We start from the raw sequence: 19,413 nt of genomic DNA on the forward strand, positions 1-19,413 counted from the left end.
GAGCCGCGAGCACATGAGAGGGTCCGGTCCCCGAGGGGGCCGGGCCCTCTCGCGTTCCCGCCCACCAAGGATTGACGATCGCAAATTGCAAATGTAAAGTCCTGTGGCATGGGACGAGGACGGACGAGCATCGTGGCCCTGCTGATCGGCGTGCTGCTGCTGGCGGGATGCGGATCGGCCGCCGATGAGGACCAGGCGGTCGGCGGGGAGGTCCCTGCCGAGCAGGAGGGGGAATCGGCAGAGGGTCCGACGGAGGACCAGGCGATCATCACCACGGCGCGCGCGGCGATGGAGGTCTCGGACGCCGCCGACGCCGTGGACGAGGTGGTCTCCCAGGTCGAGTCCTACGACGGGGTCGTGGAGAGTCGCCGGGAGTCCGCCGGGGACGACGGCGGTGCGGGGGACGCCGCTCTCACGCTGAGGGTCCCGGCGGAGAGCCTCGGCGATCTGCTCGACGGGCTGGACGAGGTGGGCGAGGTGGTGGAGCGTACGGAGACCTCCCGCGACGTCACCGGTGCTGCGGAGGATCTCGATGCGCGGATCGGAGCGTCGGAGACCTCGGTGGAACGCCTCCTCGAGATCATGGAGGAGGCCGAGACCAGTGAGGACCTGCTCGAGGCGGAGACCACGCTGAGCGAGCGTCAGAGTGAGCTTGAGGCGCTCCAGGCCGAGCGGAGCGCGCTCGACGATCGGATCGAGATGTCCACACTCGAACTCGAGATCAGCGGCGAACCCCTGGGCGGAGTCGAGGCCGGCGGCTTCCTGGGCGGACTCGAGTCCGGGTGGAGGGGGCTGACGGAGGGCGCGAACTGGCTGCTCGTCGTCGCCGGGGCGATGCTGCCGGCCCTGCTCGTGCTCGCCCCGCCCGTCGCCCTGTGCGTCCTGCTGGTGCGCCGGTCGCTGCGGCGCCGCAGGACCCGGCGGGTTCGCGGCGGCGCGGCCGACTGAGCTCCCGCCGACCGCCGCAGGCGTTCGCCAAGACTTGGGCCGCCTGATAACATAGATCCGATTGTTTCTATGTGGCAGTAGGACTCAGTCCGGGTTGCGGGCACGTTGCGCAGCAAATGCCACATTTTTGCACGCCTGGGGGCTGATACGCCGGCCGCGCGGGGATCGTGCAGAACACTGCTGACGATCACGTGTGGGATCCCATTCCGCCCGCCCTCCGAGGAGGTGCGGCGAGACGGCCCCACGGCAAGGAGCCGGACGCCCCACGTGGAGCGTCAAGCCTCGACCACGTATGGAGAACGCATAGTGCCTACCATCCAGCAGCTGGTGCGCAAGGGGCGCACCGTCAAGCCTGCCAAGAACAAGACCCCTGCCCTGCAGGGGAGCCCGATGCGTCGCGGCGTGTGCACCCGTGTGTACACCACGACGCCGAAGAAGCCGAACTCCGCCCTCCGGAAGGTCGCCCGTGTGCGTCTGAACGGCGGCGTCGAGGTCACCGCCTACATCCCCGGTGAGGGGCACAACCTGCAGGAGCACTCCATCGTGCTCGTGCGCGGCGGTCGTGTGAAGGACCTCCCCGGCGTGCGCTACAAGATCGTCCGCGGCGCCCTCGACACCCAGGGTGTCAAGGGCCGCGGCCAGGCCCGCAGCCGCTACGGTGCGAAGAAGGAGAAGAAGTAATGCCTCGTAAGGGACCCGCTCCCAAGCGCCCCCTCGTCCAGGACCCGGTCCACGGGTCGCCGCTGGTGACCCAGCTGATCAACAAGGTGCTGGTCGACGGCAAGAAGTCCACCGCCGAGCGCATCGTCTACGGCGCCCTCGACGGGGTCGCGAAGAAGAACGGCGAGGACTCGGTCGCCACCCTGAAGAAGGCCATGGACAACATCCGTCCGGCCCTCGAGGTCCGCTCCCGCCGCGTCGGCGGTGCCACCTACCAGGTGCCCGTCGAGGTCAAGCCGGGCCGTGCCACGGCGCTGGCCCTGCGCTGGCTGGTCGGCTACGCCAAGGACCGCCGCGAGAAGACGATGACCGAGCGCCTGATGAACGAGATCCTCGACGCCTCGAACGGCCTCGGCGCCGCGGTCAAGCGTCGTGAGGACACCCACAAGATGGCCGAGTCCAACAAGGCGTTCGCCCACTACCGCTGGTGAGCGGCTTCGCGCCGGCGGCGCGGGCCGGCGGTGAGGACGGACTCAGCTCCGTGCTTCACCGCCGCGGCCGGGCCGCGTAGGCTGATCGGGGCCGGTGCGCCGCACCCTCCGCCCCCACCTTTCCTGAGAGACCTGAGAGATCAAGGGGATCAATCGTGGCACAAGACGTGCTCACCGACCTGAAGAAGGTCCGCAACATCGGCATCATGGCCCACATCGATGCCGGTAAGACCACCACCACCGAGCGCATCCTGTTCTACACGGGCATCAACCACAAGCTGGGCGAGACGCACGACGGCGCCTCGACCACCGACTGGATGGCCCAGGAGAAGGAGCGCGGCATCACGATCACCTCCGCCGCGGTGACCTGCTTCTGGGACGACCACCAGATCAACATCATCGACACCCCCGGCCACGTGGACTTCACCGTCGAGGTGGAGCGTGCGCTGCGCGTGCTCGACGGTGCGGTCGCGGTCTTCGACGGCAAGGAGGGCGTCGAGCCCCAGTCCGAGACCGTCTGGCGTCAGGCGGACAAGTACAACGTGCCGCGCATCTGCTTCGTCAACAAGATGGACAAGCTGGGTGCGGACTTCTACTTCACGGTGGACACCATCGTCGAGCGCCTGGGTGCCAAGCCCCTGGTCCTGCAGCTGCCGATCGGTGCTGAGAACGACTTCACCGGTGTGGTGGACCTGCTCTCGATGAAGGCGCTGGTCTGGGAGGGCGACGCCAAGGGCGACGTCTCCCTGGGCGCGCAGTACGAGACCCGTGAGATCCCCGAGGACCTCCAGGAGCGCGCCGAGCAGTACCGCGCCGAGCTGGTCGAGGCGGTCGCCGAGGCCGACGACGAGCTCATGGAGAAGTACTTCGAGGGTGAAGAGCTCACCATCGACGAGCTCAAGGCCGGCATCCGCAAGCTGACCGTGGCCGGCGACGCCTACCCGGTGCTCTGCGGCTCCGCGTTCAAGAACCGCGGTGTGCAGCCGATGCTCGACGCCGTGGTGGACTACCTCCCCACGCCGATGGACATCTCTGCGATGGAGGGCCACGCGCCCAACGACGAGGAGGAGACCCTCTACCGCAAGCCCAGCAAGGACGAGCCGTTCTCGGCGCTGGCCTTCAAGATCGCCGCCCACCCGTTCTTCGGGCAGCTGACCTACATCCGGGTGTACTCCGGACGGCTGACCTCGGGTGCGCAGATCCAGAACACCACCAAGGGGAAGAAGGAGCGCATCGGGAAGCTCTTCCAGATGCACTCCAACAAGGAGAACCCCGTGGAGGAGGTCGTGGCCGGGCACATCTACGCGGTGATCGGCCTGAAGGACACCACCACCGGGGACACCCTCTCCGCATCGGACGCGCCGATCGTCCTCGAGTCCATGAGCTTCCCGGAGCCGGTGATCTCGGTGGCGATCGAGCCGAAGTCCAAGGGCGACCAGGAGAAGCTCTCCACCGCGATCCAGAAGCTGGCCGCGGAGGACCCCACCTTCACCGTCACCCTGAACGAGGAGACCGGCCAGACCGAGATCGGCGGCATGGGCGAGCTGCACCTGGACGTGCTGGTCGACCGCATGAAGCGCGAGTTCAAGGTCGAGGCCAACGTCGGCAAGCCGCAGGTGGCATACCGCGAGACCATCCGTCAGCTGGCGGAGAAGGTCGAGTACACCCACAAGAAGCAGACCGGCGGCTCCGGTCAGTTCGCGAAGGTCATCCTCAACTTCGAGCCCCTCGACACCAGCGAGGGTGAGATGTACGAGTTCGACAACGCCGTCACCGGCGGCCGCATCCCGCGCGAGTACATCCCCTCGGTCGACTCCGGCATCCAGGACGCCATGAGCCTGGGCGTGCTGGCCGGCTACCCGATGGTCGGCGTCAAGGCGACCCTGCTGGACGGTCAGTACCACGACGTCGACTCGTCGGAGATGGCGTTCAAGCTGGCGGGTTCGCAGGCCTTCAAGGAGGGCGCCCGCCGTGCGAAGCCGGTCCTGCTCGAGCCGATGATGGCCGTCGAGGTCCGTACTCCCGAGGAGTACATGGGCGACGTCATCGGTGACCTGAACTCCCGCCGCGGTCAGATCCAGTCCATGGACGACGCGGCCGGTGTGAAGGTCGTCAAGGCCGGTGTGCCGCTGTCGGAGATGTTCGGATACATCGGTGAGCTGCGCTCCCGCACCCAGGGGCGCGCGGTGTTCACCATGTCCTTCGACTCCTACGCGGAGGTTCCGAAGGCCGTGTCCGATGAGATCATCGAGAAGGCCCGCGGCGAGTGACCGACTCACCGTGCGGCCGCACCTGATCCGCCGTCGGTCGTCCCCGGTCAGCTGACCGGGGGACGGCCGACGGCCGAGACGGGCCCCGGATCCGGTAGCGGGGCCCTACGGAGCGGTCGCGGCGGGGGAGCCCCGGAGCGTTCCCGCCAAGCATCCGGACAATTTCACCTATAACCCTGCGCCCCAGTAGACTTGCGAGAGTTTCAGCCCGGAATCGTGCGGCTGAAGGTAAGTCTTCTGACCCGATACACGTTCTTTAGGAGGAACCTGTGGCCAAGGCAAAGTTCGAGCGGAACAAGCCGCACCTCAACATCGGTACCATCGGTCACGTCGACCACGGCAAGACCACGCTGACGGCTGCCATCTCCAAGGTGCTGGGCGACAAGTACCCGGACCTGAACGAGCAGCGTGACTTCGCCTCGATCGACAACGCTCCCGAGGAGCGCGAGCGCGGCATCACCATCAACGTGTCCCACGTCGAGTACCAGACCGAGAAGCGCCACTACGCGCACGTCGACGCTCCGGGCCACGCGGACTACGTCAAGAACATGATCACCGGTGCCGCTCAGATGGACGGTGCGATCCTCGTGGTCGCCGCCACCGACGGCCCGATGGCCCAGACCCGTGAGCACGTGCTGCTCGCCAAGCAGGTCGGCGTGCCGGCCCTGCTGGTCGCCCTCAACAAGGCCGACATGGTCGACGACGAGGAGCTGCTGGACCTGGTCGAGATGGAGGTCCGCGAGCTGCTGTCCGACCAGGACTTCGACGGCGACAACGCCCCGGTCGTCCGCACCTCCGGCCTGAAGGCCATCGAGGGTGACGCCGAGTGGGTCAAGACCGTCGAGGAGCTCATGGAGGCCGTCGACGAGTTCATCCCGGAGCCGGAGCGTGACAAGGACAAGCCGTTCCTCATGCCGATCGAGGACGTCTTCACCATCACCGGCCGCGGCACCGTGGTGACCGGTCGCGCCGAGCGCGGCACCCTGAAGATCAACTCCGAGATCGAGATCGTGGGCATCCGCGACAAGCAGAAGACCACCGTGACCGGGATCGAGATGTTCCACAAGCAGCTCGACGAGGCATGGGCCGGCGAGAACTGCGGTCTGCTGCTGCGTGGTCTGAAGCGTGACGACGTCGAGCGCGGCCAGGTCGTCGCCGCTCCGGGTTCGATCACCCCGCACACCGACTTCGAGGCGAACGTCTACATCCTCTCCAAGGACGAGGGCGGCCGTCACAACCCCTTCTACACCAACTACCGTCCGCAGTTCTACTTCCGGACCACGGACGTGACCGGTGTGATCCACCTGCCGGAGGGCACCGAGATGGTCATGCCCGGTGACAACACCGAGATGACCGTGGAGCTCATCCAGCCGATCGCTATGGAGGACGGCCTCGGCTTCGCCATCCGTGAGGGTGGCCGCACCGTCGGCTCCGGTCGCGTCACCAAGATCATCAAGTGATGTGATCGACCTCCGCCCCTGAGCGCCGAGTCGCAGACTCGACCTGAGGTGCCGAAGGCCCCCCGAGGATCCGTTCCTCGGGGGGCCTTCGCGTGCGGGGCCGCAGCGTGAGCGACGGCACGTCCGGGGAGGTGCCCCTACGGGTTGCGCGCCTTCGGCGAATCTGTCAGGATAGACAAGTTGCTCAGGAAGAGGTGTGCGACTCGCCGTGCGCCGTCCGATGAGCAGACCGACATTCCAGAACTACGCCGACCACGCGGTGTGTTCCGCTGTGCGCAGACCTCGTCTGCCCATCTAAGCGACACGCCCGACCGCGGGGGTCGGAGTCCGGCAGAGCGAGCAGCCCGTTTCGCGGGTTCGCCTGTCGGGGTGTGCATCAGGTGCCTCACCACTGAGACGATGCGCAGCCCACAACTGCAGAAGGGGAGTGCCGTCTGGTCCGCTTCAGGACCGCCGGACGGCGGATGCCTTTTCTGGAGGGACCGCGCAGGTCCCGGCAGAACCACGGGCTGTGCGGGGACGGTCGGCGCCGAAGGGCGTCGCGAGGCCCGCAGCAGATGCACGGACCACTTCAAGGACTGACAAGAGAGGCAGACGCCATGGCGGGACAGAAAATCCGCATCCGGCTGAAGTCCTATGACCACGAGGTCATCGACTCCTCGGCCCGGAAGATCGTCGACACGGTCACGCGCGCAGGTGCCACGGTGGTGGGCCCGGTGCCGCTGCCGACGGAGAAGAACGTGTACGCGGTGATCCGTTCGCCGCACAAGTACAAGGACAGCCGCGAGCACTTCGAGATGCGCACCCATAAGCGCCTGATCGACATCGTGGACCCGACGCCCAAGGCCGTCGACTCGCTGATGCGTCTCGACCTTCCTGCAGACGTCAACATCGAGATCAAGCTCTGAAGCAGGGAGGTGCTGAGAGAACTATGACCAACATTTCCCGTGTGAACACGAACATCAAGGGACTGCTGGGCACGAAGCTCGGCATGACCCAGGTCTGGGACGAGGACAACAACCTCATCCCGGTCACTGTCGTCCAGGCCGACTCCAACGTCATCAGCCAGGTCCGCACCGATGAGACCGACGGGTACTCCGCGGTCCAGATCGCCTACGGACAGATCGACCCCCGCAAGGTGACCCAGCCGATGGCCGGGCACTTCGCCAAGGCCGGGGTCACCCCCCGCCGCCACGTCGTCGAGATCCGCACCGCGGACGCCTCGGACTACGAGCTCGGCCAGGACCTGAAGGTCGAGGCCTTCGAGGCCGGCCAGCTGGTCGACGTGATCGGCAAGACCAAGGGCAAGGGCTTCGCCGGCGTCATGAAGCGTCACGGCTTCGCCGGTGTGGGCGCCTCCCACGGTCAGCACAAGAACCACCGCAAGCCGGGTGCCATCGGCGGCGCAGCCACCCCGGGCCGCGTCTTCAAGGGCGTGCGCATGGCCGGTCGGATGGGCAACGTCCGTCACACCACGCACAACCTCACCGTCCACTCGGTGGACGCCGAGAAGAACCTGCTGCTCATCAAGGGCGCCGTCCCCGGCGCCCGCGGCCAGGTCGTCCTGGTCCGCACGGCAGTGAAGGGAGCATGATCCTCATGGCCAAGAAGGTTTCAGTCGACCTCCCCGCCGAGGTCTTCGACGCCAAGACCAATGTGACGCTCATCCACCAGGTCGTCGTCGCGCAGCAGGCCGCCGCCCGTCAGGGCACCCACAAGACCAAGACGCGCGCCGAGGTGGCGGGCACCACCGCCAAGCCGTTCCGCCAGAAGGGCACCGGCCGGGCGCGTCAGGGTTCGATGATCGGTCCGCACCAGATCGGCGGCGGCGTCGCGCACGGCCCCGTGCCGCGCAGCTACGCCCAGCGCACGCCCAAGAAGATGAAGGCCGCCGCGCTGCGGGGCATCCTCTCGGACCGTGCCCGCGCCGGCCGCATCCACGTGGTCGACGCGCTGGTCGCCGACGCACCGTCCACCAAGGCCGCCCGCGAGGCGCTGGCCGGACTGGGCGGACAGGACCGCAACTGGCTGGTGGTCATCGACCGCGGCGACGACGTCGCCGCGCTGTCGATGCGCAACCTGCCCGACGTGCACACCCTGTACGCCGACCAGCTGAACACCTACGACGTCGTCGTCTCGGACGACGTGGTGTTCACCCAGGCCGGATACGACGCCTTCCTGGCCCACCAGGCGGGCGCCAAGAAGGAGGAGACCCAGTGAGCGTCCTGACCAACAAGGACCCGCGGGACGTCATCATCGCCCCGGTCGTCTCGGAGAAGTCCTACGCGAACCTCGACGAGGGGAAGTACACCTTCCTCGTCGACATGAAGGCGAACAAGTCCGAGATCAAGTACGCGGTCGAGAAGATCTTCTCCGTGAAGGTCGACTCGGTGAACACCTCCAACCGTCCGGGCAAGCGTCGCCGCACCCGGTTCGGCTGGGGTTCGCGCAATGCGACCAAGCGCGCGATCGTGACCCTCCGCGAGGGAAGCATCGACATCTTCGGAGGTCCGCTCGCCTGATCGGCGCGCGGAGACCACTTAATCGAGGAAGAAGAACATGGCTATCCGTAATCTCAAGCCGACCACTGCGGGCCAGCGCGGCGCGTCCGTGGCCGACTTCGCAGAGATCACCCGGGACACCCCGGAGAAGTCCCTGCTGCGTCCGCTGTCCAAGAGCGGCGGCCGCAACAGCTCGGGCAAGATCACCACCCGTCACAAGGGCGGCGGACACAAGCGTCAGTACCGACTGATCGACTTCCGTCGTCACGACAAGGACGGCGTGCCGGCGAAGGTCGCCCACATCGAGTACGACCCGAACCGCACCGCCCGCATCGCCCTGCTGCACTACGCCGACGGCACCAAGCGCTACATCCTGGCACCGGCGAAGCTGGTCCAGGGTGCGGCGATCGAGTCCGGCCCCAACGCCGACATCAAGCCGGGCAACAACCTGCCGCTGCGCAACATCCCGCTCGGTACCGTCATCCACGCGGTGGAGCTCCGCCCCGGCGGCGGCGCCAAGCTGGGACGCTCGGCCGGCGCCTCCATCCAGCTGGTGGCCCGCGAGGGCAAGTACGCCCAGCTGCGTCTGCCCTCCGGCGAGGTCCGCAACGTCGACGTGCGCTGCCGCGCCACCGTCGGCCAGGTGGGCAACGCCGAGCAGTCCAACATCAGCTGGGGCAAGGCCGGCCGCAACCGCTGGAAGGGCGTCCGCCCGACCGTCCGCGGTGTGGTCATGAACCCGATCGACCACCCGCACGGCGGTGGTGAGGGTAAGACCTCCGGCGGTCGTCACCCGGTCAACCCCAACGGCAAGCCCGAGGGCCGCACGCGTCGCCCGAACAAGCAGAGCGACAAGCTCATCGTGCGCCGCCGTCGTAAGAAGAACAAGCGATAGGAGCCTTCGAGAATGCCACGCAGCCTGAAGAAGGGTCCCTTCGTCGATCAGCACCTCTACCTGAAGGTGGACGCTGAGAACGAGAAGGGCACCAAGAACGTCATCAAGACCTGGTCCCGCCGCTCGATGATCATCCCGGACATGCTCGGTCACACCATCGCGGTGCACGACGGACGCAAGCACATCCCGGTCTTCATCACCGAGTCGATGGTCGGGCACAAGCTCGGCGAGTTCGCTCCCACGCGTACGTTCCGCGGCCATGTGAAGGACGACAGGAAGGGCAAGCGCCGCTGACTCCCCTGGTTCACAGGGAGCAGCGGAGGCTCGCACTTCGATCGAGACACGAGAGAAGGAAAGCAATGGAAGCCAAGGCAATTGCGCGCTACCTGCGTGTGACGCCTATGAAGGCCCGGCGCGTCGTCGACCTCGTCCGCGGCAAGCAGGCCAACGAGGCGCTGGCCATCCTGCAGTTCGCCCCGCAGGGTGCGTCGGAGCCGGTCTACAAGGTCCTGGCCTCGGCGATGGCGAACGCACGCCAGCACGCCGACCGCGCCGGCGTCGCCTTCAACGAGGACGAGTACTTCGTGACCGAGGCACGGGTGGACGAGGGACCGACCATGAAGCGGTTCCGTCCCCGCGCCCAGGGCCGCGCATACCGAATCAACAAGCGCACCAGCCACGTGACCGTCGTGGTCGGTACCGAAGAGAAGGGTGGGGATCAGTAATGGGTCAGAAGATCAATCCCAACGGTTTCCGTCTGGGCGTCACCACTGACCACGTCTCCCACTGGTACGCGGACTCCTCCAAGGCGGGTCAGCGCTACAAGGACTTCGTGAAGGAAGACGTCAAGATCCGCGAGATGCTCAACAGCTCGGTCGAGCGCGCCGGCATCTCCAAGGTCGAGATCGAGCGGACCCGGGACCGCGTGCGGGTGGACATCCACACCGCACGTCCGGGCATCGTCATCGGTCGCCGCGGCGCCGAGGCCGACCGTATCCGCGGCAAGCTCGAGAAGCTCACCAGCAAGCAGATCCAGCTGAACATCCTCGAGGTCAAGAACCCCGAGACCGACGCCCAGCTGGTCGCCCAGGGCGTGGCCGAGCAGCTGGCCGCACGTGTGGCGTTCCGCCGCGCGATGAAGAAGGCCATCTCCTCGGCGATGCGTTCGGGCGCCAAGGGCATCCGCATCCAGTGCGCCGGCCGTCTCGGCGGCGCTGAGATGTCCCGCTCGGAGTTCTACCGCGAGGGCCGCGTGCCGCTGCACACCCTGCGGGCGAACATCGACTTCGGCAAGCACGAGGCCAAGACCACCTTCGGCCGCATCGGCGTGAAGGTCTGGGTCTACAAGGGTGACCTCACCGACAAGGAGCTGGCCGCTCAGCAGGCCTCCCAGCCCTCCGGCCGCGGCGGACGCGGCGGTGCCGGTGGGCGCGGCGGCGAGCGCCGTCGTCGCGGCGGCCGCGGACGCGACCAGCAGGCGCCGGCGTCCGAGGGCGCCGCCGCCGGGCAGGGTGCAGAAGGAGGACAGAGCTGATGCTGATGCCCAAGCGAGTCAAGTACCGCAAGCCGCACAAGCCGGACCGCAGCGGTAACGCCAAGGGCGGCACCGAGCTGGTCTTCGGCGAGTACGGCATCCAGGCCCTGGGCCGTGCCTACGTGACCAACCGACAGATCGAGTCGGCGCGTATCGCCATGACCCGCTACATCAAGCGTGGCGGTAAGGTCTGGATCAACATCTACCCGGACCAGCCCATCACCAAGAAGCCGGCCGAGGTCCGTATGGGCTCCGGCAAGGGTTCGCCCGAATGGTGGGTGGCCAACGTGAAGCCCGGACGCGTGATGTTCGAGCTGTCCGGCGTCAGCGAGGAGGTCGCCCGTGAGGCGCTCCGGCTGGCGATCCACAAGCTGCCGCTGAAGGCACGCGTGATCAGCCGAGAGGGTGGTGAGTGACGATGGCAGTCGGTTCCAAGGATCTGACGATGGATCGGCTCTCCGAGATGGACGAGGAGTCCCTCGCCGAGCAGCTGCGCAGCGCCAAGGAGGAGCTCTTCAACCTCCGGTTCCAGTCCGCCACCGGTCAGCTGGAGAACTCCAGCCGGCTGAAGGCCGTCAAGCGCGACATCGCGCGCATCTACACGGTCCTGCGCGAGCGTGAGCTCGGCATCCGCGAGACCGTCGGCGGCGAGGAGTCGGCGCAGGCCGACTCGGCATCCGAAGAGAAGGCTGAGGACTGAGCATGAGCGAGACCCAGAGCGAGACCCAGGCTGCGGCCGAGGGTCGGCAGGCGCCCGAGCGCAACTACCGAAAGAGCCTCCGCGGCGTCGTCGTCTCCGACAAGATGGAGAAGACGATCGTCGTCGAGGTGGAGGACCGCAAGAAGCACTCCCTGTACGGGAAGGTCATGAAGCGGCACTCCAAGTTCAAGGTGCACGACGAGCACGGCGAGGCCGGCGTGGGCGACACCGTCCGCATCGCCGAGACCCGTCCGCTCTCGGCCACCAAGCGGTGGCGACTGGTGCGCATCATCGAGAAGGCCAAGTGATCTCGGCCCCCGCACGGGGGCCGCAGTGAGGCTCACTCCGACGGTTCGGGACCCTGCTCGCAGCAGCGAGTTGGGTCCCGAGCCGTCTCTGCTGTAGGATATTGAGGTTGTGCGCCCTTTCCGCGGGACCATCCATCCCGCGGACCCCGCACTGAGCGTCGGCCCGACGGGCCGATCGTCGGGAGCACTGACCGACACGGCTCGGCGGGGCCCAGGACAGCGCACGTCCCCCATCAGGCCGCCTCGGCCCTGCGGACAGTGAGAGATCGATCCGGTCGCACCGGACGACGACCGCAGGGGTAAGCGGCGGGGGAGCGTTCATCAGGAAGTTCCGCAAGGCTCGTCGGACAGATCGGCGAGAACCGGCGAGACGACAGGAGATACACCAGTGATTCAGCAGGAATCGCGGCTGAAGATCGCCGACAACACCGGTGCCAAGGAACTCTTGGTCATCCGTGTGCTCGGCGGATCGGGACGCCGCTATGCAGGCATCGGCGACGTCTTCGTCGCCACCGTCAAGGACGCCATCCCCGGCGGAAACGTCAAGAAGGGCGAAGTGGTCAAGGCCGTGGTCGTCCGTTCCAAGAAGAAGACACGTCGCCACGACGGCTCCTACATCAGCTTCGATGAGAACGCCGCCGTGGTCCTCAAGGGCGACAGCCAGGACCCCCGCGGAACCCGTATCTTCGGGCCGGTGGGCCGCGAGCTGCGCGACAAGAGGTTCATGAAGATCGTCTCGCTCGCGCCGGAGGTGCTCTGACCCATGGCAAAGATCAAGAAGGACGACCTCGTCCAGGTGCTCAGCGGCAAGGACCGCGGCAAGCAGGGCAAGGTCCTCGAGGTGCGGACCGCCGATGAGCGGGTCGTCGTCGAGGGCGTCAACCGCATCAGGCGGCACCTGCGCGCCGGCCAGTTCGGCAACACCGAGGGCGGCATCGTCGAGTCCGAGGCCCCCATCCACATCTCCAACGTCGCCGTGGTGGACCCCGAGTCCGGCAGGCCCACCCGCGTCGGCTACCGGGAGGAGACCGTCGAGCGTGACGGCCGCACCAAGACGGTGCGCGTGCGCTACGCCAAGGCCTCCGGAAAGGACCTGTGATGACCGAGGTGCAGAGCGTGAGCGAAAAGATCACCCCCCGACTGAAGACGAAGTACCGCGACGAGATCCGTGACTCGCTGCAGAGCGAGTTCGACTACGCCAACGTCATGGAGATCCCCGGCCTGGTCAAGGTCGTGGTCAACATGGGCGTCGGCGAGGCGGCCCGCGACTCGAAGCTGATCGACGGTGCGGTCAACGACCTCACCCAGATCACCGGCCAGAAGCCGAAGGTCACCCGCGCACGGAAGTCCATCGCGCAGTTCAAGCTGCGGGAGGGCATGCCGATCGGTGCACACACCACCCTGCGGGGCGACCGCATGTGGGAGTTCCTGGACCGCCTGGTCACCTTCGCGCTGCCGCGCATCCGCGACTTCCGCGGACTCTCGGGCAGGCAGTTCGACGGCAACGGGAACTACACCTTCGGCCTGACCGAGCAGTCGGTCTTCCACGAGATCGACCAGGACAGGATCGACCGTCCGCGCGGTATGGACATCACCGTGGTGACCACCGCCAAGACCGACGAAGAGGGCCGGGCGCTGCTCAAGGCGATCGGCTTCCCCTTCAAGACCGACCAGTAAGCACTACGCCGCAGGTCCGCGCACCAGAGGTCTCCTTCGGAGCGCGGAAACCACGGTGAGGAAGGGCAGCAGCCCCACATGACAATGACTGATCCAGTCGCAGACATGCTGACTCGTCTGCGCAACGCCAACTCGGCCTACCACGACCAGGTCTCCATGCCCAGCTCCAAGCTGAAGGTGCGGGTGGCCGACATCCTCAAGGCCGAGGGCTACATCACCGAGTGGCGCGAGGAGGAGGCCGAGGTCGGCAAGACCCTGGTCATCGACCTCAAGTTCGGTCCGAACCGTGAGCGGTCGATCGCCGGACTGCGCCGCATCTCGAAGCCGGGACTCCGCGTCTACGCGAAGTCCGACAACCTCCCGCACGTGCTGGGCGGCCTCGGCATCGCGATCCTGTCCACATCCTCCGGTCTGCTGACCGACCGGCAGGCAGCCAAGAAGGGCGTCGGCGGGGAAGTCCTCGCCTACGTCTGGTGACGGAAGGGAGACGAAGCACTATGTCACGCATCGGTAAGCTTCCGATCACCGTGCCGGCCGGCGTGGAGGTCGACCTCCAGGGCCGCGACATCCGCGTCAAGGGACCGAAGGGCGAGCTCTCCCGGGTGCTCCCCGAGGGCATCTCCGTCGCCGTCGAGGACGGCACCGTCACGGTGACCCGCCCCGACGACGAGCGCGAGTCCCGCTCGCTCCACGGTCTGACCCGCACCCTGATCAACAACATGGTCATCGGTGTGACCGACGGCTACACCAAGAAGCTGGAGATCATCGGCACGGGATACCGCGTGCTGGCCAAGGGCAGCGACCTCGAGTTCGCCCTCGGCTACTCGCACCCGATCCAGGTCCCCGCTCCGGACGGCATCACCTTCCAGGTGGAGGGTGCCAACAAGCTGGCGGTCACCGGCATCGACAAGCAGCAGGTCGGTGAGGTCGCGGCCAACATCCGCAAGCTGCGCCGCCCCGACCCCTACAAGGGCAAGGGCGTGCGCTACGAGGGCGAGCAGCTTCGCCGCAAGGCCGGAAAGGCAGGTAAGTGATCATGGCTATCGGAATCCAGGGCAAGTCGAAGACCGCCTCCCGCAGCCGCCGTCACCTGCGCCTGCGCAAGAAGATCGCCGGCTCGGCTCAGCGTCCGCGCCTGGTGGTCAACCGCTCGTCCCGTCACATGGTGGCCCAGCTGGTCGACGACACCGTCGGTCGCACGCTGGTCTCCGCCACCACGATGGAGCCCGAGTTGCGCAGCCACGACGGCGACAAGACCGCCAAGTCGAAGCGTGTCGGTGAGCTGATCGCCGAGCGCGCCAAGGCCGCCGGCATCGACGCCGTCGTCTTCGACCGCGGAGGCAACAAGTACCACGGCCGCGTGGCCGCCGTCGCCGACGGCGCCCGGGAAGGTGGGCTGAACCTGTGAGCGAGAACGTCAACACCACTGAGAACAACACTGCGAAGGACGTCTCTGTGACTGAGGCCAACGAGAACGCCGCCGCATCCGCCGAGCAGGCGCAGGGCGCCGGCGAGACCCAGCAGGCCGGCGACGCCGGCCGCGAGGACCGCGGCGGACGCGGCGGTCGCGTAGGCCGCGGCGAGGGCCGCGGCGGCGGCCGTGGAGGCCGCGGCGGACGCGACGACGACAAGGACAAGTTCCTCGAGCGCGTCGTGACCATCAACCGCGTCTCCAAGGTCGTCAAGGGCGGTCGGCGCTTCAGCTTCACCGCGCTGGTCGTCGTCGGCGACGGCGACGGCATGGTCGGCGTCGGCTACGGCAAGGCCAAGGAGGTCCCCGCCGCCATCCAGAAGGGCGTCGAGGAGGCGAAGAAGTCGTTCTTCCGCGTCCCGCGCGTCGGCTCCACCATTCCGCACCTGGTCAAGGGCGAGGACGCCGCAGGCGTGGTCCTGCTGCGTCCGGCCTCCCCGGGTACCGGAGTGATCGCCGGCGGTCCGGTCCGCGCCGTGCTCGAGTGCGCCGGAATCCACGACGTGCTGACCAAGTCGATGGGATCGGTCAACGCGATCAACATCGTCCACGGCACCGTCGACGCGCTCAGGCAGCTCGAGGAGCCTCAGGCCGTGGCCGCGCGCCGCGGCAAGGCCCTCGACGAGGTCGCGCCGGCCGCCATGCTCCGCACCATGGAGGACGAGCGGGCGGCCCGTGCGCAGAAGGCAGGTGCATGATGACCACCGTCCGTCAGACGACTCCGAAGAACCTGGTGCCCTCCGACGCCAAGCTGGAGATCACCCAGGTCAAGTCCACCATCGGTGCACCACCGAACCACCGTGAGACCGTGCGGTCGCTCGGTCTGAAGCGCATCGGCCACACCGTGGTCCGTGACGCCGACGCCGTGACGGTGGGCATGCTCAACACGGTGAAGCACCTCGTGCAGGTTGAGGAGGCCAAGTGATGGCACAGAACGACGCCGAGTCCGAGGTCCTGAAGGTCCACGACCTGCGTTCGGCCCCCGGCTCCCGGAAGGCCCGCACCCGTGTGGGCCGCGGTGAGGCATCCAAGGGCAAGACCGCAGGCCGAGGCACCAAGGGCACCAAGGCTCGCTACCAGGTGCGCGCCGGCTTCGAGGGTGGGCAGCTGCCGCTGCACATGCGCCTTCCGAAGCTGCGCGGCTTCAAGAACCCGTTCCGCGTGGAGTACTCCCCGGTGAACATCGCGACCCTGGCGGAGCTGTTCCCCCAGGGCGGCGACGTCACCGTGGAGGCGCTGGTCTCCCGCGGTGTGGCCAAGAAGGGTCGCCCGGTGAAGATCCTCGGCACCGGTGAGATCTCCGCCGCCGTGAACGTGAAGGCCCACGCCTTCTCGGCCTCGGCGGAGCAGAAGATCACCGCCGCCGGCGGATCCGCCGAGCAGCTGAGCCTCACGCCGGCTCAGACCCAGGGCTGAGCCCGGGGGACCCATCGTGTGACGGCCCCCGTCCGACCCCGCCGCCGAGTCCCCCGGGACTCTCACGGCGGGGCAGGGCGGGGGCCGCACCGCATCCGGGCCGGGTCGTCGCGCGGTCCGGTCAGGCACAGGTCGCTCCCGAGTCCGGTCCGGACGCTAGGATGGCTGTGTCTGTGCGGAGGGCCGAGGAGGCTCCCGCCGACGTCGTATCACCTCTGAAGGAGGCCGCTTGTTCAGCGCAATCGCCAGGGTGTTCCGGACGCCCGACCTGCGCCGGAAGATCTGGTTCACCATCGGCATCATCACGATCTATCGGATCGGTGCCTTCATCCCGGCTCCGGGGGTGGACTACTCCGCAGTGCAGCAGTGCCTGGCGATGGGCACCACTGAGGGCGGCCTCTACTCCTTCGTCAACATGTTCTCCGGCGGGGCCATGCTGCAGGTCTCGGTCTTCGCGCTGGGGATCATGCCGTACATCACCGCGGCGATCATCGTGCAGCTGCTGCGGGTGGTCATCCCGCGCTTCGAGAACCTCCAGCGCGAAGGGCCCCAGGGCCAGGCCAAGCTGACCCAGTACACCCGATACCTGACGCTGGGTCTGGCCACGCTGAACGCGACGACGCTGGTCACCATGGCGCGCTCCGGCGCGCTGCTGCAGTGCGACATCCCGATCATCCCCGACGAGTCCCTCTGGGTCATCCTCCTGATGATCCTCGTGCTCACCTGCGGTGTGGCCCTGATCATGTGGCTCGGCGAGCAGATCACCGAGCGCGGGGTCGGCAACGGGATGTCGATCCTCATCTTCGTCTCCATCGCCGCAGGCTTCCCCTCGGCCATGGGGGAGATCTGGACCACGCAGGGCTGGCGCACCTTCTCGATCGTGATGCTGATCGGGCTGGTCACCATCGCCGCGGTCGTCTTCGTCGAGCAGTCCCAGCGTCGGGTGCCGGTGCAGTACGCCAAGCGCCAGATCGGCCGGCGCACCGTGGGCGGGACCTCGACCTACATCCCGATCAAGGTGAACATGGCCGGGGTCATCCCCGTCATCTTCTCCTCCTCGGTGCTGATGCTCCCGCAGGTCATCAGCCAGTTCAACCAGCCCGCTCCCGGGGAGGAGCCCGGGCGGCTGGTCCAGCTGATCCAGACCTACTTCCAGTCCGGGGCGCACCCGGTCTACATGATCACCTTCTTCCTGCTGACGATCTTCTTCACGTACTTCTACGTGACGATCACGTTCAACCCGAACGAGGTCGCCGAGAACATGCGCAAGTTCGGCGGCTTCATCCCGGGCGTCCGGGCGGGACGTCCGACCGAGAACTACCTGGCCTACGTGATCTCCCGCATCACCTTCCCCGGCTCGCTGTACCTGGGCCTGGTGGCGCTCATCCCGCTGATCGCCTTCGTGCTCATCGGGGCGAGCCAGAACTTCCCGTTCGGCGGCACCTCCATCCTCATCATGGTGGGTGTGGGGCTGACCACGGTGAAGCAGATCAACGCACAGATGGAACAGAGGAACTACGAAGGGCTGCTGCGATGACACGCATGCTGATCGTCGGTCCCGCCGGATCCGGCAAGGGGACCCAGTCGAAGAGGATCGCCGAGGACCTGGGCATCGTCGCCATCTCCACCGGCGACATCTTCCGGGCCAACATCAGGGGGGAGACGGAGCTGGGCCGAGAGGCCAAGACCTACGTCGACGCCGGAGACCTGGTGCCGGACTCGGTGACCAACCGGATGGTCGAGGACCGTCTGTCCTGGGAGGACGCCCGCGGGGGCTTCCTGCTGGACGGATATCCGCGCAACCGCACGCAGGTCGTCGCCCTGGACGAGATGCTGGGACGTCTCGGCGTGGAGCTCGACGTCGTCCTGGAGCTGACCGCCGACCGCGAGGAGCTCACCCAGCGGCTGAAGCGGCGTGCCGAGATCGAGGGGCGCGACGACGATGCCGACGAGTCGGCGATCCGTCGTCGTCTGGAGCTCTTCGAGTCGGAGACTGCCCCGATGATCGCCGAGTACGAGTCCCGAGGACTGCTGCGTCGGGTGGACGGACTGGGAGAGGTCGACGAGGTCAACGCCCGCATCATGGACGCGCTGAAGGGCTGAGCGCAGCCTGATGTTCTCGCGGAACCGCATCGAGCTGAAGTCTGCCGAGCAGCTGCGTCACATGGACGCCGCGGGCGGCATCCTGGCCTCGGCGCTGGACGCCGTCGTCGACGCCGCGGCCCCCGGGGTGACCACCGCGCAGCTGGACGACGTCTTCGCCGCCTTCATCGCCGAGCGCGGGGCGACGCCGAACTTCCTGGGCTACCACGGCTTCCCGCGGCACATCTGCGCCTCGGTCAACGAGGAGGTGGTCCACGGGATCCCGGGGGATCGGGTGCTGGAGTCCGGCGACGTGCTGAAGGTCGACGCCGGGTGCATCATCTCCGGATGGCACTCGGACTCCGCCCGCACCGTGATCCTCGGCGACTCCGAGGCCGGCACCGCAGACCCCGCCGACGAGCGGCTCTCAGAGGTCACCCGTGCGGCGATGTGGCGGGGGATCGCCGCCTTCGCCCGAGCCACGCACATCGGTGAGGTCGGCGAGGCCGTCGAGGACTACGTGACCTCCCGGCCCGGGCCCCGGCTGGGGATCCTGGAGGACTACATCGGCCACGGCATCGGGTCAGCCATGCACATGCCCCCGGACGTCTTCAACTACTCCACCGGACACCGGGGCGCGCGGATCCGTCCGGGCACCGCCGTCGCCATCGAGCCGATGCTCGTGCGGGGCGGGATCGGGACGACGGTCCTCGATGATGACTGGACCGTGGTCACCGCCGACGGAGGGCGCGCCAGCCAGTGGGAGCACTCCGTGGCCCGACACGCCGACGGCGTCTGGGTCCTCACCGCCCACGACGGCGGAGCCTCCGAGCTCGAGCCGCTCGGTGTGACCCCGGTGCCGATCCCCGGCTCCTGACCCGGTCGGAATTGCCGGGGTGTGCGGACTCGGGTAGAGTTGACTGCTGGTTGTCTCTGCGCTCGTCTGTGCCCAGGCGCAGGTGTGCGGAGACCTCAGACAGGAACTGAACCAGATCCTCCC

Annotated in this window: 28 protein-coding genes; all 28 read left to right on the forward strand. The window is 67.5% G+C overall.

The features are described 5' to 3' along the window. Positions 1-108: 108 nt before the first annotated feature. The 28 genes from N7E59_RS06420 to map all read left to right on the forward strand — a co-directional run bounded on the left by N7E59_RS06420 (position 109) and on the right by map (position 19,290). Complete coding sequence (locus tag N7E59_RS06420; protein ID WP_261624094.1) at positions 109-948, forward strand: DUF4349 domain-containing protein; 840 nt, start codon at positions 109-111, stop codon at positions 946-948. Between the two features lie 306 nt (positions 949-1,254). Beyond that, positions 1,255-1,629 (forward strand): 30S ribosomal protein S12, encoded by a 375-nt coding sequence (gene rpsL / locus N7E59_RS06425; RefSeq protein ID WP_261624095.1) that lies wholly within the window; start codon positions 1,255-1,257, stop codon positions 1,627-1,629. Next, on the forward strand, positions 1,629-2,099 hold the full coding sequence (gene rpsG / locus N7E59_RS06430) for a 30S ribosomal protein S7 (protein ID WP_261624096.1): 471 nt from the start codon (positions 1,629-1,631) through the stop codon (positions 2,097-2,099). The genes rpsL and rpsG overlap by 1 nt, the downstream gene beginning before the upstream one ends. Before the next feature lie 155 nt (positions 2,100-2,254). Then, the gene (gene fusA, locus N7E59_RS06435) at positions 2,255-4,369 is read left to right on the forward strand and encodes an elongation factor G (RefSeq protein WP_261624097.1); all 2,115 of its coding nucleotides are present in this window, start codon (positions 2,255-2,257) and stop codon (positions 4,367-4,369) included. A 269-nt stretch (positions 4,370-4,638) separates the two neighbouring features. Beyond that, positions 4,639-5,829 (forward strand): elongation factor Tu, encoded by a 1,191-nt coding sequence (gene tuf / locus N7E59_RS06440; RefSeq protein ID WP_261624098.1) that lies wholly within the window; start codon positions 4,639-4,641, stop codon positions 5,827-5,829. A 599-nt stretch (positions 5,830-6,428) separates the two neighbouring features. Beyond that, complete coding sequence (gene rpsJ, locus N7E59_RS06445) at positions 6,429-6,737, forward strand: 30S ribosomal protein S10 (protein WP_010524603.1); 309 nt, start codon at positions 6,429-6,431, stop codon at positions 6,735-6,737. A 23-nt stretch (positions 6,738-6,760) separates the two neighbouring features. Next, complete coding sequence (rplC, locus tag N7E59_RS06450; RefSeq protein WP_261624099.1) at positions 6,761-7,423, forward strand: 50S ribosomal protein L3; 663 nt, start codon at positions 6,761-6,763, stop codon at positions 7,421-7,423. A 5-nt stretch (positions 7,424-7,428) separates the two neighbouring features. Next, complete coding sequence (rplD, locus tag N7E59_RS06455; protein ID WP_261624100.1) at positions 7,429-8,049, forward strand: 50S ribosomal protein L4; 621 nt, start codon at positions 7,429-7,431, stop codon at positions 8,047-8,049. Next, positions 8,046-8,351 (forward strand): 50S ribosomal protein L23, encoded by a 306-nt coding sequence (gene rplW, locus N7E59_RS06460; RefSeq protein WP_261624101.1) that lies wholly within the window; start codon positions 8,046-8,048, stop codon positions 8,349-8,351. Before rplD ends, rplW begins: the two co-directional genes overlap by 4 nt. Before the next feature lie 37 nt (positions 8,352-8,388). Continuing rightward, entirely contained in the window at positions 8,389-9,225 is an 837-nt protein-coding gene (gene rplB / locus N7E59_RS06465) for a 50S ribosomal protein L2 (protein ID WP_261624102.1), read from the forward strand. A 12-nt stretch (positions 9,226-9,237) separates the two neighbouring features. Then, positions 9,238-9,519, forward strand: a complete 282-nt coding sequence (gene rpsS, locus N7E59_RS06470; RefSeq protein ID WP_010145315.1) for a 30S ribosomal protein S19 — start codon at positions 9,238-9,240, stop codon at positions 9,517-9,519. Between the two features lie 65 nt (positions 9,520-9,584). Beyond that, a complete protein-coding gene (gene rplV, locus N7E59_RS06475; RefSeq protein ID WP_261624103.1) occupies positions 9,585-9,950 on the forward strand; it encodes a 50S ribosomal protein L22 in 366 nt (121 codons plus the stop codon). After that, the gene (gene rpsC / locus N7E59_RS06480; RefSeq protein WP_261624104.1) at positions 9,950-10,759 is read left to right on the forward strand and encodes a 30S ribosomal protein S3; all 810 of its coding nucleotides are present in this window, start codon (positions 9,950-9,952) and stop codon (positions 10,757-10,759) included. The genes rplV and rpsC overlap by 1 nt, the downstream gene beginning before the upstream one ends. After that, on the forward strand, positions 10,759-11,175 hold the full coding sequence (rplP, locus tag N7E59_RS06485; protein WP_261624105.1) for a 50S ribosomal protein L16: 417 nt from the start codon (positions 10,759-10,761) through the stop codon (positions 11,173-11,175). The genes rpsC and rplP overlap by 1 nt, the downstream gene beginning before the upstream one ends. A 2-nt stretch (positions 11,176-11,177) precedes the next feature. Then, positions 11,178-11,459 carry a 50S ribosomal protein L29 gene (gene rpmC / locus N7E59_RS06490; RefSeq protein ID WP_261624106.1) on the forward strand — a complete coding sequence of 94 codons (282 nt, stop codon included), beginning with the start codon at positions 11,178-11,180 and terminating at the stop codon, positions 11,457-11,459. 2 nt (positions 11,460-11,461) lie between these two features. After that, positions 11,462-11,767 carry a 30S ribosomal protein S17 gene (rpsQ, locus tag N7E59_RS06495; protein ID WP_261624107.1) on the forward strand — a complete coding sequence of 102 codons (306 nt, stop codon included), beginning with the start codon at positions 11,462-11,464 and terminating at the stop codon, positions 11,765-11,767. Between the two features lie 388 nt (positions 11,768-12,155). Continuing rightward, a complete protein-coding gene (gene rplN / locus N7E59_RS06500) occupies positions 12,156-12,527 on the forward strand; it encodes a 50S ribosomal protein L14 (protein WP_261624108.1) in 372 nt (123 codons plus the stop codon). 3 nt (positions 12,528-12,530) lie between these two features. After that, positions 12,531-12,866 carry a 50S ribosomal protein L24 gene (gene rplX / locus N7E59_RS06505; RefSeq protein ID WP_261624109.1) on the forward strand — a complete coding sequence of 112 codons (336 nt, stop codon included), beginning with the start codon at positions 12,531-12,533 and terminating at the stop codon, positions 12,864-12,866. Next, the gene (rplE, locus tag N7E59_RS06510) at positions 12,866-13,444 is read left to right on the forward strand and encodes a 50S ribosomal protein L5 (protein WP_261624110.1); all 579 of its coding nucleotides are present in this window, start codon (positions 12,866-12,868) and stop codon (positions 13,442-13,444) included. Before rplX ends, rplE begins: the two co-directional genes overlap by 1 nt. A 78-nt stretch (positions 13,445-13,522) precedes the next feature. Next, positions 13,523-13,921, forward strand: a complete 399-nt coding sequence (gene rpsH / locus N7E59_RS06515; RefSeq protein WP_261624111.1) for a 30S ribosomal protein S8 — start codon at positions 13,523-13,525, stop codon at positions 13,919-13,921. A 20-nt stretch (positions 13,922-13,941) separates the two neighbouring features. Beyond that, positions 13,942-14,478: a 50S ribosomal protein L6 gene (gene rplF, locus N7E59_RS06520; RefSeq protein ID WP_261624112.1), complete on the forward strand. Its 537-nt coding sequence runs from the start codon at positions 13,942-13,944 to the stop codon at positions 14,476-14,478. A 2-nt stretch (positions 14,479-14,480) separates the two neighbouring features. Further along, entirely contained in the window at positions 14,481-14,852 is a 372-nt protein-coding gene (gene rplR / locus N7E59_RS06525; RefSeq protein WP_261624113.1) for a 50S ribosomal protein L18, read from the forward strand. After that, entirely contained in the window at positions 14,849-15,613 is a 765-nt protein-coding gene (gene rpsE, locus N7E59_RS06530; protein ID WP_261624114.1) for a 30S ribosomal protein S5, read from the forward strand. The genes rplR and rpsE overlap by 4 nt, the downstream gene beginning before the upstream one ends. After that, positions 15,613-15,840, forward strand: coding sequence for a 50S ribosomal protein L30 (gene rpmD, locus N7E59_RS06535; RefSeq protein ID WP_261624187.1), 228 nt, complete (start codon positions 15,613-15,615; stop codon positions 15,838-15,840). The genes rpsE and rpmD overlap by 1 nt, the downstream gene beginning before the upstream one ends. Next, positions 15,840-16,331: a 50S ribosomal protein L15 gene (rplO, locus tag N7E59_RS06540; RefSeq protein ID WP_261624115.1), complete on the forward strand. Its 492-nt coding sequence runs from the start codon at positions 15,840-15,842 to the stop codon at positions 16,329-16,331. Before rpmD ends, rplO begins: the two co-directional genes overlap by 1 nt. A 229-nt stretch (positions 16,332-16,560) precedes the next feature. Continuing rightward, a complete protein-coding gene (gene secY / locus N7E59_RS06545; RefSeq protein WP_261624116.1) occupies positions 16,561-17,868 on the forward strand; it encodes a preprotein translocase subunit SecY in 1,308 nt (435 codons plus the stop codon). Beyond that, positions 17,865-18,434, forward strand: a complete 570-nt coding sequence (locus N7E59_RS06550; RefSeq protein ID WP_261624117.1) for an adenylate kinase — start codon at positions 17,865-17,867, stop codon at positions 18,432-18,434. The genes secY and N7E59_RS06550 overlap by 4 nt, the downstream gene beginning before the upstream one ends. Before the next feature lie 10 nt (positions 18,435-18,444). Next, entirely contained in the window at positions 18,445-19,290 is an 846-nt protein-coding gene (map, locus tag N7E59_RS06555) for a type I methionyl aminopeptidase (RefSeq protein WP_261624118.1), read from the forward strand. The last annotated feature ends 123 nt before the right edge of the window (positions 19,291-19,413 follow it).

This window comes from Nesterenkonia marinintestina, assembly GCF_025420485.1.
In the GTDB taxonomy this organism is placed as follows: Bacteria; Actinomycetota; Actinomycetes; order Actinomycetales; family Micrococcaceae; genus Nesterenkonia; species Nesterenkonia marinintestina.

What these genes read in the sequence shown, in the direction of transcription:
- rpsG (WP_261624096.1), top strand. Translation starts at nt 1,629, where the DNA reads ATGCCTCGTAAGGGACCCGCTCCCAAGCGCCCCCTCGTCCAGGACCCG.
- rplD (WP_261624100.1), top strand. Translation starts at nt 7,429, where the DNA reads ATGGCCAAGAAGGTTTCAGTCGACCTCCCCGCCGAGGTCTTCGACGCC.
- rplV (WP_261624103.1), top strand. Translation starts at nt 9,585, where the DNA reads ATGGAAGCCAAGGCAATTGCGCGCTACCTGCGTGTGACGCCTATGAAG.
- rplP (WP_261624105.1), top strand. Translation starts at nt 10,759, where the DNA reads ATGCTGATGCCCAAGCGAGTCAAGTACCGCAAGCCGCACAAGCCGGAC.
- rpsC (WP_261624104.1), top strand. Translation starts at nt 9,950, where the DNA reads ATGGGTCAGAAGATCAATCCCAACGGTTTCCGTCTGGGCGTCACCACT.
- rplR (WP_261624113.1), top strand. Translation starts at nt 14,481, where the DNA reads ATGGCTATCGGAATCCAGGGCAAGTCGAAGACCGCCTCCCGCAGCCGC.
- N7E59_RS06420 (WP_261624094.1), top strand. Translation starts at nt 109, where the DNA reads ATGGGACGAGGACGGACGAGCATCGTGGCCCTGCTGATCGGCGTGCTG.
- rpsS (WP_010145315.1), top strand. Translation starts at nt 9,238, where the DNA reads ATGCCACGCAGCCTGAAGAAGGGTCCCTTCGTCGATCAGCACCTCTAC.
- rpmD (WP_261624187.1), top strand. Translation starts at nt 15,613, where the DNA reads ATGACCACCGTCCGTCAGACGACTCCGAAGAACCTGGTGCCCTCCGAC.
- rpmC (WP_261624106.1), top strand. Translation starts at nt 11,178, where the DNA reads ATGGCAGTCGGTTCCAAGGATCTGACGATGGATCGGCTCTCCGAGATG.
- map (WP_261624118.1), top strand. Translation starts at nt 18,445, where the DNA reads ATGTTCTCGCGGAACCGCATCGAGCTGAAGTCTGCCGAGCAGCTGCGT.
- N7E59_RS06550 (WP_261624117.1), top strand. Translation starts at nt 17,865, where the DNA reads ATGACACGCATGCTGATCGTCGGTCCCGCCGGATCCGGCAAGGGGACC.
- rplO (WP_261624115.1), top strand. Translation starts at nt 15,840, where the DNA reads ATGGCACAGAACGACGCCGAGTCCGAGGTCCTGAAGGTCCACGACCTG.
- rpsH (WP_261624111.1), top strand. Translation starts at nt 13,523, where the DNA reads ATGACAATGACTGATCCAGTCGCAGACATGCTGACTCGTCTGCGCAAC.
- rplB (WP_261624102.1), top strand. Translation starts at nt 8,389, where the DNA reads ATGGCTATCCGTAATCTCAAGCCGACCACTGCGGGCCAGCGCGGCGCG.
- rpsJ (WP_010524603.1), top strand. Translation starts at nt 6,429, where the DNA reads ATGGCGGGACAGAAAATCCGCATCCGGCTGAAGTCCTATGACCACGAG.
- rplC (WP_261624099.1), top strand. Translation starts at nt 6,761, where the DNA reads ATGACCAACATTTCCCGTGTGAACACGAACATCAAGGGACTGCTGGGC.
- rpsQ (WP_261624107.1), top strand. Translation starts at nt 11,462, where the DNA reads ATGAGCGAGACCCAGAGCGAGACCCAGGCTGCGGCCGAGGGTCGGCAG.
- rplX (WP_261624109.1), top strand. Translation starts at nt 12,531, where the DNA reads ATGGCAAAGATCAAGAAGGACGACCTCGTCCAGGTGCTCAGCGGCAAG.
- rplE (WP_261624110.1), top strand. Translation starts at nt 12,866, where the DNA reads ATGACCGAGGTGCAGAGCGTGAGCGAAAAGATCACCCCCCGACTGAAG.
- rplF (WP_261624112.1), top strand. Translation starts at nt 13,942, where the DNA reads ATGTCACGCATCGGTAAGCTTCCGATCACCGTGCCGGCCGGCGTGGAG.